We start from the raw sequence: 14,624 nt of genomic DNA on the forward strand, positions 1-14,624 counted from the left end.
CGCCCATGGAACTGCTCCTTCTGGTGCTGGTGGGCGCCGTTGTCGTCACTGCGTTCGCGGATCGCCGTGGCATGCAGCCGGCCTTGATCATCCTGGTGGTCGGACTGCTCATCTCATTCATCCCGGGCCTGCCTCGGGTCGAGCTCGAGTCGCACATCCTGCTGACGGTGGTGTTGCCGCCGCTGTTGTATTCGGCGGCGCTGAACTTCTCGTTCCCCAGCTTTCTGCGGAACATCAAACCGATTCTGGGCCTCGGTGTGGCGATGGTGGTGGTCACCGCCTTCACCGTGGGTTTGGTGGCAACCCTCTTCATCCCCGAGTTCACCTTCCTGCTGGCCTTGCTGCTCGGCGCGATCGTGGCACCCCCGGACGCGGTCACGGCCGTGGCGATCGGTCGAAAGCTGGGCCTGCCCAAACGGGTCATGGCGATCCTCACCGGTGAGTCGCTGGTGAACGACGCGGCGGCGCTGTCCCTGTTCGCCATCGCGGTGTCGCAGATCGCGGGTACCCACTCGTTCATCGGTAATCCGTTGCTGCTCTTCGGGTACAACGCGGTCCTCGGGCCCATCGTCGGTGTGGTCATGGGATTCGGGACGCTGTGGATCCGCCGTCACCTCAAGAACCCGGCACTGGAAACGGTTCTCGGGTTCGTGGTGCCGTTCGCGGCCTTCGTTGCCGCCGAGCACCTGCACGCCTCGGGCGTGCTGGCCGTCGTGATCGCAGGCTTCGTGGTGGGGTCGGGGTCCGTGCACGCCGGGTACCAGACGAGGTTGCAGGAGCGGTACGTGTGGAACTCGGTGGATGTCCTGCTCGAGGCATTTGTGTTCGCCTACATCGGATTACAGCTCCGGTTCATCATTGACGACCTGCGGGAGGCGCGGGAATCGCTGGTGGGGGTCGCCGTCGCCTCGGTGGTCGTCCTGTTCGCGGTTCTCGTGATCCGGCCGCTCTGTGTCTTCCTCATGTTCGGTCGCGGGTTGCTGAGCAGTCATATGTCCAGCACTGCGGCGGAGATGGAGATCTCTGCAGGTCCGCGGTCACCTCGTCCGCGAAAGAAGACGGCCGACAAACCCGACAGACCTCCGCGACGCTCCGGTGAGAAGATGCGGTCGTGGCGGGACAAGATAGACCGCAGAAAGCTGACTTTTCAGGAAAGCCTGGTGGTTTCGTGGACCGGCATGCGCGGGGTGGTGACGTTGGCGGCCGCGTCAGGCATACCGGCGACGCTCGAATCGGGTGAACCGTTCCCAGAGCGATCGGCGATTCAGGCGATTGCGTTCGTGGTGGCGGTCGGGACGATCCTGATCCAGGGCACCACGCTGCCGTGGATGATCGCCAGACTCCATCTGCACTCGGAGGAAGAAGAACGCTACGTCCAGCGGGAGACATCGAAAGCCGAGAGCATCGTGCACTTCGCATCGGACGGCGTGATCGAGGACTTCGTCGCCGCGCCGCCGGACGGTCTCGACTCCTCCACCGTGGACTACATCCGCACCACGGTCGCCAGGCAGTCGCGCGACGCCGAACAGATGCCGGATCCCGAAGCGCACACAGAACGGGCCGAGACCTTCGCGACGCTGTATCGCCGTGTGCTGCAGGCACAACGGGACGCTCTCATCGACAGTCGCGACGCGGGTGACATCGACGATGAGGCCGTCCGCGCGATGCTCGAGCGGCTCGATCTCCAGGAGGCCGGCCTGTCGGCGCGCCTGGAGAGTCGGCTGTGATCACTCAGTGTGCGGCGTCGAATGCTTCGATGATCTGGGCCGGGACGCGCCCACGGGCATTGACCTCGTAACCGTTCTCGCGGGCCCACTCCCGGATCACGGACACATCCCGGGAGGGCTGGGTGGGGCGAGAGGTGTTGCGGCTCTGACGGACCGAATCCGCTCGACGGGATATCGCCGCATACTTCTCGAGCGACTCATAGAACTCGTCGGCATGCTCCGGCGAGGTGTCGAACTCGTACTGCTTGTCGCCCAGTGCCCACCTGACCGTGACGAAATCGTCGAGCACGCTCCCGTCGATGTCGTCGATGAATTGAACGATCTGTTTCCTTGCCATCGAGCCCCCACTATTCGCGCCACATGTTGGACGTATCCGTCTCAGACGTCAAAACTATAGCAAAAGCCTCCGTAGGATCGCTTATTGCGATGCATTGGGGAATTTTCAATTCTCCGAAACCGGGAGGCGAGTATGCCGTCGAAGGCCGCAGGTGGAGGCGATATTCGCGAAAGGCAAAAGAAAGCCGACGCACACTGCTCGTGTGCGCCGGCTCGGTCGTGCCGTGGCGGAGGATAGGGGATTCGAACCCCTGAGGGCTATTAACCCAACCCGCGTTCCAGGCGAGCGCCATAGGCCACTAGGCGAATCCTCCGTCCGGCAGCCTACCGGTAATTTCGTGACCTCCCAAAACCTGCCTGCTCGGAGCTCGACCAGTCGGCGGAGACGCAGCGCAGCGGAGCTCGACCAGTTGGTGGGTTTTCGCCTGTGGATTGAGCCCGCTACACTCGACAACGGATCCCGCGCGGCGTGCATCCTGTGAACTCCCCCAGGGCCGGAAGGCAGCAAGGGTCAGCGGGCTCTGTCGGGTGCGCGGGGTCCCCTACTTTGTTCGGAGCAATAACGCCGTCGAGGGTGCTCGCGCCCACAACTACAGTTCCGGGGCGAGCGATGTTCCGGGCGAAAGGCCGTCGTGAACTTTCACTCGATGAGTGCCAGCCAGCTGACCGCCACCCAAGCGGACCTGCGCGAGCAGTATCAGAAGCTCATCGAAGCCGGTCTGAAGCTCGACCTCACCCGCGGCAAGCCGTCGCCGGAGCAGCTGGATCTGTCGGCCGACCTGTTGTCGCTGCCGGGGGCCGATGTCTACCGGGATGCGAACGGGACCGATTGCCGCAACTACGGCGGTCTGACCGGTCTGCCCGAACTTCGCGAGATCTTCGGTGAACTGCTGGGCATCCCCGCCGACAATCTGCTGGCCGGCGGCAACGCCAGCCTGGAATACATGCATGACCTGGTGATCTTCGGGCTTCTGCGCGGAACCCCGGACTCGGTGGCGCCCTGGGTGCACGGCCCGATCAAGTTCCTGTGCCCGTCACCGGGCTACGACCGGCACTTCTCGATAGCCGAGTCGTACGGAATAGAGATGATCGCGGTCCCGATGAATCCCGACGGCCCCGACGTCGCGGTGTGCGCCGAACTCGTGGCGGCCGATCCCCAGATCAAGGGCATCTGGTGTGTCCCGACATACTCCAACCCGACCGGCGCCACCTACAGCGACGAGGTTGCCCGCGCGCTGGTGTCGCTGCCCGCGGCAGCCCCCGACTTCCGGATCTTCTGGGACAACGCCTACGCCGTCCACACCCTGCTCGAGGCGCCGCCCGAACCGATCGACATCCTTGGTCTCGCGGCCGAGGCAGGCCACCCCAACCGCGTCTACCTGTTCGCCTCGACCTCGAAGATCACCTTCGCAGGCGCCGGCGTCGCCTTCTTCGGGTCATCGGCGGAGAACCTGGCCTGGTATCAGCGTCACGCCGGGGTGAAGACGATCGGCCCGGACAAGCTGAACCAGCTGCGGCATCTGCGCTTCTTCGGTGACGCCGACGGCGTCCGGGAGCACATGGCCAAGCACCGCGCACTGCTGCTGCCGAAGTTCGCGTTGGTCTTGGAGATCTTGTCCGACCGGTTGGGAGATGCGAAGGTCGCGTCCTGGACCGAACCTGACGGCGGTTACTTCATCAGCCTCGACGTGGTCGACGGCACCGCACGCCGGGTGATCGAACTCGCCAAAGAGGCGGGGATCTCGCTGACCGGTGCCGGTTCGGCATTTCCCTACAAGAGCGATCCCGACGACCGCAACATCCGCTTGGCGCCCACATTCCCCGGTATCGAAGAACTCCGTTCGGCGATGAACGGGGTGGCAACGTGTGTGTTGCTGGCTGCAGCGGACAAGTTGCTTGCAGAACAAATCTGACCCGACACTGCCGCGCCCGGCCCTGATCATCGCGGGTGCGGTGGTCCTCGGCCTGCTGGCCGTGTACCTGCAGCATCTGGCGGTCCCGCTCGACACCCCTTATTGGGGCCTGTTCGGCAACCAACTCGATCTCGAGGTGTACCGGCAAGGTGCACAGGCGGTCCTGGACGGTCACCGGCTCTACGAGGCGAAGTTCGTCGGAGTCATGGACTACACCTACGCCCCGGCATCGGTGGTCGTGTTCATCCCGTTCGCGTTGATGACGGTCGAGATGGCGCGGGTGGTCTGGATGGCAGGCATCTTCGTCGCGCTCTATTTCGTGATCGTCATGTGCTTCAAGTATCTCGGTTATCGGGTCGATTGGCCGATCCGGACGTTGTCGGTCGCGTTGGTCCTGGTGAGCACGCTCATGGAGCCGGTTCGCACCACCATGTGGTACGGCCAGATCAACGTCTTCCTGATGCTGCTGATCATGTGGGATCTGTTGCAGGGCAAACACAGTCGTATCCGCGGGCTGGGCGTCGGCATCGCAGCCGGGATCAAGCTGACGCCATTGATCTTTGTGCTCTATCTGGTGATCAACCGGAACTGGCGGGCGGTGTGGCTGGCCTGCGCCGGATTCGCCGGAACCATCGCGCTGGGTTTCGCGATCCTGCCCCGCGATTCGTGGCAGTACTGGACCGGTACGTTCATCGACTCCAAGCGTGTCGGTGCGCCCAACACCGTCGGGAACCAGTCGATCCGTGGCGCGCTGGCCAATCTCTGGCAGACCGAGCACCCCAACGCGCTGGTCTGGATCACCCTGGCGGTGGCTGCGCTCGTACTGGGGATGGTGGCCGCCTCTATGGCCCATCGCCGGGGACACGAGTTGCTGGCGGTGACGATGGTCGGTATGACCGGCACCGTCGTGTCTCCGATGTCGTGGGGCCACCACTGGGTCTGGGTGGTTCCGCTGCTGGTCATCGGGGTGCACGTGGTGCTGCAGTCGCGGCGGTGGGTGACGCTGGTGCTGTCCGGTTCGGCCGTGCTGGGCCTGTTGCTGGCGACATTCATCTGGCGGACCTATCGCGGGTTTCCGGTCACCCAGATCGACCGCATGGTCCCCGACGCCTACTACACGGGCCTGTTTCACAAGTTCGGGATCCCCTGGCTGCGCTGGTTCACCTACGACCCCTACAACTGGGTTTTCGTGGTCGCCGCCGTCGCGGCCGTCATCTGGCTGAAATCTCAGTCGCCGGTGGTGCGGCCTGTGGAGGTCGAAGCGCGCTAGCATCCTGGGCAACGGGGTGAGGAGTTCAGGCGTGGTTACAGACCAGGTGGGGACCGGTGGACAGACGGTGGATCGCGCACGATTCCCGAGTAACCCACTGGTGTTGGCGGCGTTCGTGGTTGGTGCGCTAATCGCGCTGTATGTACAGGCGAGGTTCATTCCCCTCGACACCCGACATTTCGGACTCTTCAAGAACCAGGTCGATCTCGACGTTTACCGCGCGGGTGCCGAACATCTCGCCGACGGCAGGCCCCTCTACGACATCCCGATGCTCAGGAACGGGCTCCTCTACACCTACACGCCATTCTCGACGATCGTGTTCCAGCCGACCACCTGGGTGAGCGTCGGGATGGCCGTGAAGCTGTGGAGCGCAGCGATCTTCGTGACGCTCTACTGGGTGGTCGTCGCATCGTTCCGGAGCCTCGGTTACCGCGTCGACTGGAGACTGCTGGTGGTGGCCGGGGCGATCGTCTGCATCTCGACGCTGATGGAGCCGGTGCGAACGACGATCTGGTACGGCCAGATCAACGTGTTCCTGATGGCCATCGTGCTCGCCGATCTCCTACGCCCGGATGGCAGTCGGCTCAAGGGAATCGGGGTCGGGCTCGCGGCCGGTATCAAACTCACCCCCGGTTTCTTCGTCGTCTATCTCGCCATCACTCGGCGCTGGCGGGCGGTGGTGGTGGCGATCGCCACCTTCGCGGTGACCGTGGTGATCGGCGCACTCGTGACCCCGCAGCAGTCGTGGAACTACTGGACCGATCGGGTGATCAACTCGGGCCGGGTGGGGCCGACCGACGCCCCGAGCAACCAATCCATCAAGGGTGCGCTCGCGACGGTGTTCCACACGGCCACGCCCAGTGGTGCGCTCTGGCTCCTGCTGTCCGCGATCGCCGTCGTGCTGGGCCTGTCGGCCGCCTATTTGGCGTACCGCCACGGTCAGGAACTGCTGGCCCTGTGCCTGACCGGGATGACGACCACTGCGGTGTCGCCCTTCACCTGGGGCCACCACTGGGTGTGGTTCGTCCCCCTCCTGGTGATCGCTGTGCATCTGCCCATCGCAGCCTGGCGAAGGGGCAGCAGAACCACTGCCGGTTGGTTGCTGTTCGCGGCGCCGGCGCTGTTCGTCACGGTGTTCGTCTGGCGCAACTATCTGCCCGGCGGTGCGCTGGGCATGAAGCCGTTCTACGGCACCGGCATGTTCATGACCCCGTTCCCGGATTGGCTGCGCTGGTTCTCGGCGGCCCCGTATCTCTGGGTGTTAGGCGTGAGCGCCGTCAGCACGCTGATCGTGTGGGGACCGGGCGAAATTCGCGGGTGGCGTGTGCGCGCCGCTGACGAACGTGCGTCGGCTTCTGCCTGACGCCGCGGCCGAACATTTGGCGTTGTTTGTCTGATCCGGTGAGTATTCCCAGCTAGCGGCGTCCTCCTTCGGAGGTGAACTGGCGCAATGAGCTCGGCATCTGGGGGTTGCACTCCAGTCATCAGCGACCGCTTGAGTGGTAGACGCAGCTCACAAACTCAATGGAGGGGCATACGATGCAGGTCACCATAGTGGCGGGCAACCCTAAGCCGCGGTCGCGAACGCTGAAGGCAGCTGGACTGGTCGCGGAGTCTCTGCGGGCCGGCGATTCTGATCAGCCGATCGAGACGGTCGACGTCATCACGCTCGGCGCCGGCCTATTGGGGTGGGGTGACGCCGCGGTGGCCGACGCTGTGTCGACCGTGGCCTCCTCGGACCTGGTGGTTTTCGCGAGTCCGACGTTCAAGGCGACATACACCGGGGTCCTCAAGCTCTTCCTCGATCAGTTCGCCGGCGGCGAAGGTCTTCGGGACGTGGTGGCGGTACCGCTGATGCTGGGCGCCGGCCCCGCCCATGCGATGGCACCCGACCTCCTGCTCAAACCTGTACTCGCCGAACTGGGTGCGGCCTGTCCCGCGCCTGGTCTCTACCTGCTGGACAGCACATACACCACCGATGACCGCATCACCGACTACGCGCACAGATGGGGCCCGGTGATACGGACCTGCACGAGTTCGGTCTCGGTCCGAACGGAGACATCATGACACCGACCACCACACCCACTGAAGCCCGAGTCTTGCGAGATGCGTTCGGGCACTTCCCCAGTGGCGTCATCGCCATCTGTGCCGTCGTCGACGGCATCCGGACCGGACTGGCAGCCAGCACGTTCGTGCCGGTCTCGCTGGATCCGCCGCTGGTGGCCTTCTGCGTCCAGAACAGTTCGACGACGTGGCCACGGCTCCGCACCGCCACGAATTTGGGTATCAGCGTGCTGGGGGAGGCGCATGACGCCGCCGCCAAGGTCCTCGCCGCCAAGACCGGCGACCGGTTCGCGGGTCTGGTCACCGAGACCACCGAAGCGGGCGCCGTCTTCATCGAGGGCACCAGCGTGTGGCTCGACACCGCCGTCGTCGAGGAGGTCCCGGCCGGCGACCACGCCATCGTGGTCTTGTCGGTGAACGGACTCGAGGTCTTCGACGATGTCAGGCCGATCGTGTTCCACCGCAGCACGTTCTCGCGTCTCGAGCAGAAATCCGCATGAGTCGCGACGGCATCGGCCGGGCGCTCGAATCGTTGCGCACCGGTGCTCCCGTGCTGGTGACGGACGATCACGACCGCGAGAACGAGGGCGACGTCGTCCTGGCCGCCTCGACCTCGACGCCCGAGTGGGTGGCCTGGACGGTCCGCAACACGTCGGGCCTGTTGTGTGCACCGATGTCTGCCGAGCGCGCGGACGCCCTCGCGTTACCTCTCATGGTGACCGACAACCGCGATCCGCGACGGACCGCCTACACGGTCACGGTCGATGCGGGGTCCGGCGTCACCACCGGCATCAGCGCCGCCGATCGCAGTCGCACGCTCAACGTGCTGGGTGCCCCGGATTCCGTTGCGGCGGACCTGATCCGCCCCGGTCACGTGCTGCCGCTGCGGGCCCGTCCGGGTGGCGTCCTCGAGCGCGCCGGCCACACCGAGGCGGCAGTCGATCTGTGCAGGCTCGCCGGCGTCGAACCCGTTGGCGCGATAGCCGAGCTGGTCTCCGAAGACGGTGCCATGATGCGGATGCCGGAGATCCGCGAGCTGGGCGTCCGAAAAGGACTACCGGTACTTACGATTGCTGAACTCATCCGATATCGCGAACTCCACCCGGAGGAGCTCCCCACCACGTCGGCACCACGCGTTCGCCGGGGTGCGAAGACAACGATCGACACCAAGTACGGTCGGCTCACCGTCATCGGTTACGAGGACCTCCAGACGGGCGCTGAACACGTCGCGCTGACACGTGGCGAACCCGGGCCGGGCGCGATGGTTCGTGTCCACTCCGAGTGTGTGACCGGCGAGTCGTTTCATTCGATGCGTTGTGAGTGCGGGCCACAGTTGGACGTGGCACTCGGTCGGATCGCCACCGAGGGGGGCGTCGTCGTCTACCTCCGCGGGCATGAGGGCCGGGGCATCGGACTGCTGAAGAAGTTGGCCGCCTATCGCCTTCAGGACGGTGGTATGGATACGGTGCAGGCCAATCTCGAACTCGACGAGCCTGCTGACGGCCGCGAATACGGTGCGGCGGCGGGCATCTTGCATGATCTCGGTGTGGAGTCTGTCCGGTTGCTCACCAATAATCCGGATAAGGTCTCCGGACTCGAGCGAGGTGGAATCTCGGTGGTTCGACGGGTGCCCCTGATCGTCGGGGTGTCCCCGCCCAACGTCCGGTATCTCGAGACGAAGGTGAAAAGAATGGGTCATCTGCTGCCGCTCCGCGAATTATCTTGATCCGCTTCATCCTTGACGAGGGCACGTGCCACCGCTGCGGTGGGCGTGCCCTCGTTCTCGTGGCCGTTGCACAATCGGCGTTAGAACGTGCGTCGGTGTATCGCCAGAGCTGAAACTGCTGGTCCGCGCGTCTGTGACCAGATGCTGACCCTATTCGAGCGGCGAAATCAACTCGTGAAGCCCGGGCAATACCGCAGACTCGCCCGCGACGTGGAATGGGTGCATCGCCGATCCAGGTGGTCTCGATTTCGGACGTTGGGAGAGTACATGTTTCACCTCGGGTGGTTCTTGGGTCAGGGTTTCGGAATCCAACCGTGGCGCGGCACGTTCGACGGCAATGCGGCGCACGACTGGATGAAGCCCGAACGCTATGTCGACCTGACCTCGTCGCTCGAACGGGGCGGATACGACTTCGTGTTCATCGAGGACACCGCCATGGTCGAGGACACCTACGGCGGTTCCGCGGCATTCACGCTCGCCCACGGGGAGATGGCACCGAAGAACGATCCGCTGCCCCTTGTACCGCTCATGACCCAGCGTTCCAAGCACATCGGGGTCATCAACACGATGTCGACCATCCAGTATCCGCCTTACCTCGCAGCCCGGTTGATGACCACTCTCGATCATCTGACCGACGGCCGCGCGGGGGTGAACGTGGTGACGTCGGTGACACACCGAGTGGCCCAGAACTTCGGGTACGACGAGCACCTGCCGCACGACGAGCGGTACGCGATGGCCGAGGAGTGGATGGACGTCGTCAGCGGTCTCTGGGAATCGTGGGAACCCGGCGCCGTCGTGGCGGACACCCAGACCCCGATGTATGCCGATGCCTCGAAAGTGCACCCGATCGACCACAAAGGCAAGTATTTCTCCAGTCGTGGGCCGTTGAACACCATTCCCGGGCCGCAGCGTCGACCGGTGGTTGCGCAGGCCGGCAACTCGATCCCGGGTCGAGAGCTGGCTGCGGCGCATGCGGACACAATGCTGGCGATGGGTCGTGATGTGGCCCAGATGAAGGCATTTCGTGAGGACATGCACGAACGGCTGATCGCTCACGGCCGCAAACCGACCGACTGCAAGGTCTTGTTCCTGGTGACGCCGGTCCTCGGTGAGACCGACGCGCACGCCGCCGAACGCGAACGCGAGCGGGTCCGTCGCACCCACGATCAGGAGAGCATCGAGATGGTCCTCTGGGGGATGTCCTACATCAGCGGTGGCACAGTTGATTTCAGCAAGTTCGATCTGGATGCGCTGATGCCTGACATCGTCGGCAACGGTGAACAGAGCTCGATGCAGCAGTACGTCAAGGGCAACGAGGACAAGACGCTGCGCGAAGTCGTCACCGGCGTCCGCCAGATCGGTGATCTCGGGCTCATCGGATCACCGGACACGGTTGCCTCGAAGATGGGCGACATCATGGACGAGGTCGGCGGCGACGGATTCCTCTTCTACGATCCGCTGAACCTGAACCGGCGCACGATCGCCGAGTACACCGACGGTCTGAGCCCGGCATTGCGTAAGCGTGGGCTGATCCGGGACGGGTTCGACGATGTGACGTTCCGCGAGAACCTGCTCGCATTCTGACCATTTCACACACGAGAGAGAGGACCCCTTACGTGGCAACACAACCTTTCCGCCTCGGCTGGTTCGGCAATCTGACCGCGCCGGAGTGGCGGGACGGCTGGTCCGAGCAGGACGCGACCGGCTGGACCGACGGCCGATTCCATGTCGAGATGGTGCAGGCCATGGAGCGGGCCGGTTTCGATTTCATGATGCTCGAAGACTCGCTGATGGTGCCTGACATCTACGCGGGCACAGCCGAACTGGAACTCAAGCACGCGGTGTACGCACCCAAACTCGACCCGGTCCCGGTCGTCTCGATGCTGGCCTACGCGACCGAGCACATCGGTATCGTCGCCACCGCATCGTCGACGTTCTATCCGCCGTATCTGCTCGCCCGGACGTTCGCGACCCTCGACCACGTCACGCGGGGCCGGGTCGGCTGGAACGTGGTGACCTCCAGCGAGGATCGTGCAGCACAGAACTTCGGCATGGACGAGATTCCCGAGCACGACAAACGGTACGACGTCGCGGCCGAGTTCCTCGACGTCACCACCAAGCTCTGGGATTCCTGGGATCCCGACGCGATCGTCGCCGACCCGGTGACCGGATACTATGCCGATCACACCAGGGTCAATCCGATTCATCATGACGGGGAATACTTTTCGGTCCGCGGTCCGCTCAACACGCCCCGCGGACCGCAGGGCAAGCCGGTGATCTGCCAGGCGGGTTCATCACCGAGAGGCCGCGATTTCGCCGCTGCGAACGCGGACATGCTGCTGACCATCCCCAACGGTCTGGAAGAGATGAAGAAATACCGGGACGACATCCGGGCGCGAGCCGAGAAGTTCGGCCGCGACCCCGACGAGATCAAGGTGTTCTTTGTCGTCGCCCCGGTGGTGGGGCGGACCGACGAGATCGCTGCGGCCAAGCAGGAGGAGTTCCTCTCACAGAAGCAACGGAACTACGAGTTCCAGATGTGCAACTTCGCCGCGACGATGGAAATCGACTTCTCGGTCTTCGACCCGGATCAGCCGATCCCCGATGACGTCACCACCAACGGGCACCAAGGGCAGTTCGCCATCTGGAAAGACATGTTCGGCGGACGGTCGATAAAGGATGCCGCGTCCGCGATGCGGATCGCGAGCCTGGAGATGATCGGCAGCCCGGAGACCATCGCGAACACGATGGAGGAGGCGATGGACTACGTCGGCGGCGACGGCTTCATGTTCTTGTCGCAGCCACCGAGCCGGTCCTACATCGCCGACATCACCGAGGGGCTGTGCCCAGAACTGGCACGTCGTGGTCTGATCCGGACCGGTTTCGGTCACAAAACCTTTCGGGAGAACCTGCGTGCCTTCTGACGTCCGGGCGCCGCTCCTGACCGCCGGAACGGCCGCCGGGTTCGTCCTCGTGATCTGCGGATCGAATGCCCTGACCCCGCTGCTGCCGTACTACCAGGACGAGCACGGGCTCGGCGCGATCGAATCCGCGGCCATCTTCAGCATGTACTTCGTGGCGCTGATGACGGTGCTGATGCTGTCGGCGCGGACATCGCTCGTTCGGCATGCCCGCCGCATCCTACCGGTGGCGCTGCTGACCGGGGTGGTCGCCGACCTGCTGCTGATCACGGGTGATCGGGTTCCTGCGCTGCTGTATCCCGGGCGCCTGCTCACCGGAACCAGCGTCGCGTTGGCGACGGGAGCGGCGGCCGCCGTGATGGTCGCCATCCGTGGGGAACGAGGTCGGGCGTTCATCGGCACCGGCTCCTTGCTCGGGGCCGGCGGCGGTCTGGCCCTCGCGATCGCGATCGTCGTCTTCCTGCCCCGGCCGGCAGTGACCGTCTATGCGCTGCACCTGGTCTGCCTGCTCGTCTGTCTGGGAGTGCTCGCCGTCGGTCTGCGCCAGTCGCCCTGGGTGCTCGCGACGACCCCGAACGGGCCACCGCCCGCTCCGACGACCCCGCCCAGTCGGCCGCCGGTGCGGCTGCGGATCGGTGCCCATCTGCTCGGTGGATCGGCCTGGGCCGTAGGCGCACTCGCGGTAGGGGTGCTTCCGGCGGCGCTGCTCGATCGCGGGGTGACCGACTCGCTGCTCATCGCCTACACCCTTACGGGATCATGTTTGTTCGCCTCCACACTGGCTGGATTCCTGGGTTTCGGCACGCGGACCATGGTGTCGCCGGGTCCCGCGATCATCGTCCTCACCCTGGGTTGGTCGGTGGCGGTCTCCGGACTCCTGCTGGGCTGGGCGGCACCGGTGTTGATCGGGTGCATCATGTGCGGCTTCGGGCAGGCCGCGGGCTACCGGGTGGGCTTGGTCCACCTCACCCGAGGCCTGGAACCGGTTCGCCAGGGTCAGGTGGCCTCCGGCTACTCCGCTGCGGCGTACGCAGCCGCGGGTGTGTTCGTCCTGAGCGCCGGTGTTTCGGTGTCTCTGCTGGGCACGTTGAACGGGATGCTGACCATCAGCGTGATCTTCACGCTCTGCTGTGGTGCCTGCGCCCTGACCCTGCGAGGCACTCATCGAGAGGCCAACCCGGCGGACATGGTGGTGGCCACTTGTGAAATACCAGCTCAGCGGCCATTTCCGGTTGCCGTCAACCGGCTTAATTGACTAGCTACCCCGGCGAAGCGCCGCCGACATCGCGCCAGAGTTTGCTCAGTTCATACACACCGCATGTGAAAGGACATCTCGCCATGGCAGCATCACCGTTTCGACTCGGCTGGTTCGGCAACCTCACCACACCCGAATGGCGAACCGGTTGGTCGACGGACGCGCTGAACTGGAGCGATGCCCGCTACTACATCGACATGGTTCGTGACATGGAGCGCGCCGGCTTCGACTTCATGATGCTCGAGGACTCGCTGATGGTGTCCGACATCTACGCCGGTACCGCGGAACTCGAACTCAAGCATGCGATGTACGCACCCAAACTCGACCCGGTGCCGGTGGTGTCGATGCTGGCGTACGCCACCGAACAAATCGGGATCGTCGCGACGGCGTCGACAACGTTCTATCCGCCCTATCTGCTCGCGCGCACCTTCTCCACTCTCGACCACGTCACCAGGGGTCGAGTGGGCTGGAACATCGTCACCTCCAGCGAGGACCGGGCCGCGCAGAACTTCGGTATGGACAAACTCCCGTTGCACGACAAGCGTTACGAGATCGCCGAAGAGTTCGTCGAGGTCGTCGATGCGCTGTGGAACTCCTGGGACGCCGACGCGATCGTGGCCGACCCGGTGAGTGGTTACTACGCCGACCACACGAAGGTGCGTCCCATCAACCACAAGGGTGAGCACTTCTCGGTTCGCGGACCGCTCAACACCCCGCGCAGCCCGCAGGGCAGGCCGGTCATCTGCCAGGCCGGGGCGTCACCGCGGGGCCGCGATTTCGCGGCCAAGAACGCCGACCTGCTGCTGTGTATCCCGAACGGTCTCGAAGGGATGAAGGAGTATCGCGACGACATCCGGGCGCGCGCAGAGAAGTTCGGCCGCAATCCCGACGACATCAAGGTGTTCTTCGTCGTGTCGCCGATCATCGGACGCACGATGGACGAGGCGCTCGCCAAGCGTGACGAGTTCATGGCGAACAAGCAGAAGAACTACGAAGCCCAGATGGTTCACTTCGCCGCGATCATGGAAATCGACTTCTCCGTACTCGATCCCGACAAGCCGATTCCCGACGACGTCACCACCAACGGACACCAGGGCACCTTCGAGGGGTGGAAGCAGGCCTTCGGTGGCCGGACGATCAAGGACGCCGCCAGCCAGATGCGCGTGGCGAGTATGGAACTCGTCGGCACGCCCGATCACATCGCCGACGAGATGGACAAGGCGATGGAGTACGTCGGTGGTGACGGCTTCCTGTTCCTGGCCCAACCGACGAGCAGGCAGTACATCCGGGAGATCACCGAGGGACTGTGTCCGGCGCTGCGCCGTCGCGGCCTGATCCGCGAAAAGTTCGCTCACAAAACCTTCCGCGAAAATCTGTCGTCGTTCTGACACGCCGACAACATACGAGGAGAT

Annotated in this window: 12 protein-coding genes, 1 tRNA gene and 1 other RNA gene; 12 read left to right on the forward strand and 2 right to left on the reverse strand. The window is 64.4% G+C overall.

Annotated features, from left to right (window positions below; all coding sequences use genetic code 11):
- The first annotated feature begins 5 nt into the window (after window positions 1-5).
- Entirely contained in the window at window positions 6-1,727 is a 1,722-nt protein-coding gene (locus BFL43_RS12460; RefSeq protein WP_084892858.1) for a sodium:proton antiporter, read from the forward strand.
- A gap of 4 nt (window positions 1,728-1,731) precedes the next feature.
- Here the strand turns inward: BFL43_RS12460 and BFL43_RS12465 are convergent, their stop codons facing one another.
- Both BFL43_RS12465 and BFL43_RS12470 read right to left on the reverse strand, forming a co-directional pair.
- Entirely contained in the window at window positions 1,732-2,064 is a 333-nt protein-coding gene (locus BFL43_RS12465) for an Lsr2 family protein (RefSeq protein WP_084892859.1), read from the reverse strand.
- Between the two features lie 224 nt (window positions 2,065-2,288).
- Window positions 2,289-2,377, reverse strand: a tRNA-Ser gene (locus BFL43_RS12470).
- Window positions 2,378-2,515: 138 nt separating this feature from the next.
- On the opposite strand from BFL43_RS12470, the gene ffs reads away from it, so the two are divergent.
- The 11 genes from ffs to BFL43_RS12525 all read left to right on the forward strand — a co-directional run bounded on the left by ffs (window position 2,516) and on the right by BFL43_RS12525 (window position 14,600).
- Window positions 2,516-2,610: signal recognition particle sRNA small type (ffs, locus tag BFL43_RS12475), an RNA gene on the forward strand.
- 85 nt (window positions 2,611-2,695) lie between these two features.
- Window positions 2,696-3,976, forward strand: coding sequence for an aminotransferase class I/II-fold pyridoxal phosphate-dependent enzyme (locus BFL43_RS12480; protein ID WP_084892860.1), 1,281 nt, complete (start codon window positions 2,696-2,698; stop codon window positions 3,974-3,976).
- The gene (locus BFL43_RS12485) at window positions 3,960-5,246 is read left to right on the forward strand and encodes a glycosyltransferase 87 family protein (RefSeq protein ID WP_240498222.1); all 1,287 of its coding nucleotides are present in this window, start codon (window positions 3,960-3,962) and stop codon (window positions 5,244-5,246) included. Before BFL43_RS12480 ends, BFL43_RS12485 begins: the two co-directional genes overlap by 17 nt.
- Before the next feature lie 31 nt (window positions 5,247-5,277).
- A complete protein-coding gene (locus BFL43_RS12490) occupies window positions 5,278-6,609 on the forward strand; it encodes a glycosyltransferase 87 family protein (protein WP_240498223.1) in 1,332 nt (443 codons plus the stop codon).
- 176 nt (window positions 6,610-6,785) lie between these two features.
- Window positions 6,786-7,313, forward strand: coding sequence for an NAD(P)H-dependent oxidoreductase (locus BFL43_RS12495; RefSeq protein ID WP_084892863.1), 528 nt, complete (start codon window positions 6,786-6,788; stop codon window positions 7,311-7,313).
- Window positions 7,310-7,810 carry a flavin reductase family protein gene (locus BFL43_RS12500; RefSeq protein ID WP_084892864.1) on the forward strand — a complete coding sequence of 167 codons (501 nt, stop codon included), beginning with the start codon at window positions 7,310-7,312 and terminating at the stop codon, window positions 7,808-7,810. Before BFL43_RS12495 ends, BFL43_RS12500 begins: the two co-directional genes overlap by 4 nt.
- The gene (gene ribA, locus BFL43_RS12505; RefSeq protein ID WP_084892865.1) at window positions 7,807-9,036 is read left to right on the forward strand and encodes a GTP cyclohydrolase II; all 1,230 of its coding nucleotides are present in this window, start codon (window positions 7,807-7,809) and stop codon (window positions 9,034-9,036) included. Before BFL43_RS12500 ends, ribA begins: the two co-directional genes overlap by 4 nt.
- 267 nt (window positions 9,037-9,303) lie before the next feature.
- Window positions 9,304-10,620 carry an NtaA/DmoA family FMN-dependent monooxygenase gene (locus tag BFL43_RS12510; RefSeq protein ID WP_084892866.1) on the forward strand — a complete coding sequence of 439 codons (1,317 nt, stop codon included), beginning with the start codon at window positions 9,304-9,306 and terminating at the stop codon, window positions 10,618-10,620.
- A gap of 32 nt (window positions 10,621-10,652) precedes the next feature.
- Complete coding sequence (locus BFL43_RS12515) at window positions 10,653-11,960, forward strand: NtaA/DmoA family FMN-dependent monooxygenase (RefSeq protein ID WP_084892867.1); 1,308 nt, start codon at window positions 10,653-10,655, stop codon at window positions 11,958-11,960.
- The gene (locus BFL43_RS12520) at window positions 11,950-13,212 is read left to right on the forward strand and encodes a hypothetical protein (protein ID WP_084892868.1); all 1,263 of its coding nucleotides are present in this window, start codon (window positions 11,950-11,952) and stop codon (window positions 13,210-13,212) included. Before BFL43_RS12515 ends, BFL43_RS12520 begins: the two co-directional genes overlap by 11 nt.
- Before the next feature lie 83 nt (window positions 13,213-13,295).
- Entirely contained in the window at window positions 13,296-14,600 is a 1,305-nt protein-coding gene (locus tag BFL43_RS12525) for an NtaA/DmoA family FMN-dependent monooxygenase (RefSeq protein WP_084892869.1), read from the forward strand.
- The last annotated feature ends 24 nt before the right edge of the window (window positions 14,601-14,624 follow it).

This window comes from Williamsia sp. 1135 (assembly GCF_002095395.1).
In the GTDB taxonomy this organism is placed as follows: domain Bacteria; phylum Actinomycetota; class Actinomycetes; order Mycobacteriales; family Mycobacteriaceae; genus Williamsia.

What these genes read in the sequence shown, in the direction of transcription:
- BFL43_RS12460 (WP_084892858.1), top strand. Translation starts at nt 6, where the DNA reads ATGGAACTGCTCCTTCTGGTGCTGGTGGGCGCCGTTGTCGTCACTGCG.
- BFL43_RS12465 (WP_084892859.1), bottom strand. Translation starts at nt 2,064, where the DNA reads ATGGCAAGGAAACAGATCGTTCAATTCATCGACGACATCGACGGGAGC.
- BFL43_RS12495 (WP_084892863.1), top strand. Translation starts at nt 6,786, where the DNA reads ATGCAGGTCACCATAGTGGCGGGCAACCCTAAGCCGCGGTCGCGAACG.
- BFL43_RS12500 (WP_084892864.1), top strand. Translation starts at nt 7,310, where the DNA reads ATGACACCGACCACCACACCCACTGAAGCCCGAGTCTTGCGAGATGCG.
- ribA (WP_084892865.1), top strand. Translation starts at nt 7,807, where the DNA reads ATGAGTCGCGACGGCATCGGCCGGGCGCTCGAATCGTTGCGCACCGGT.
- BFL43_RS12510 (WP_084892866.1), top strand. Translation starts at nt 9,304, where the DNA reads ATGTTTCACCTCGGGTGGTTCTTGGGTCAGGGTTTCGGAATCCAACCG.
- BFL43_RS12525 (WP_084892869.1), top strand. Translation starts at nt 13,296, where the DNA reads ATGGCAGCATCACCGTTTCGACTCGGCTGGTTCGGCAACCTCACCACA.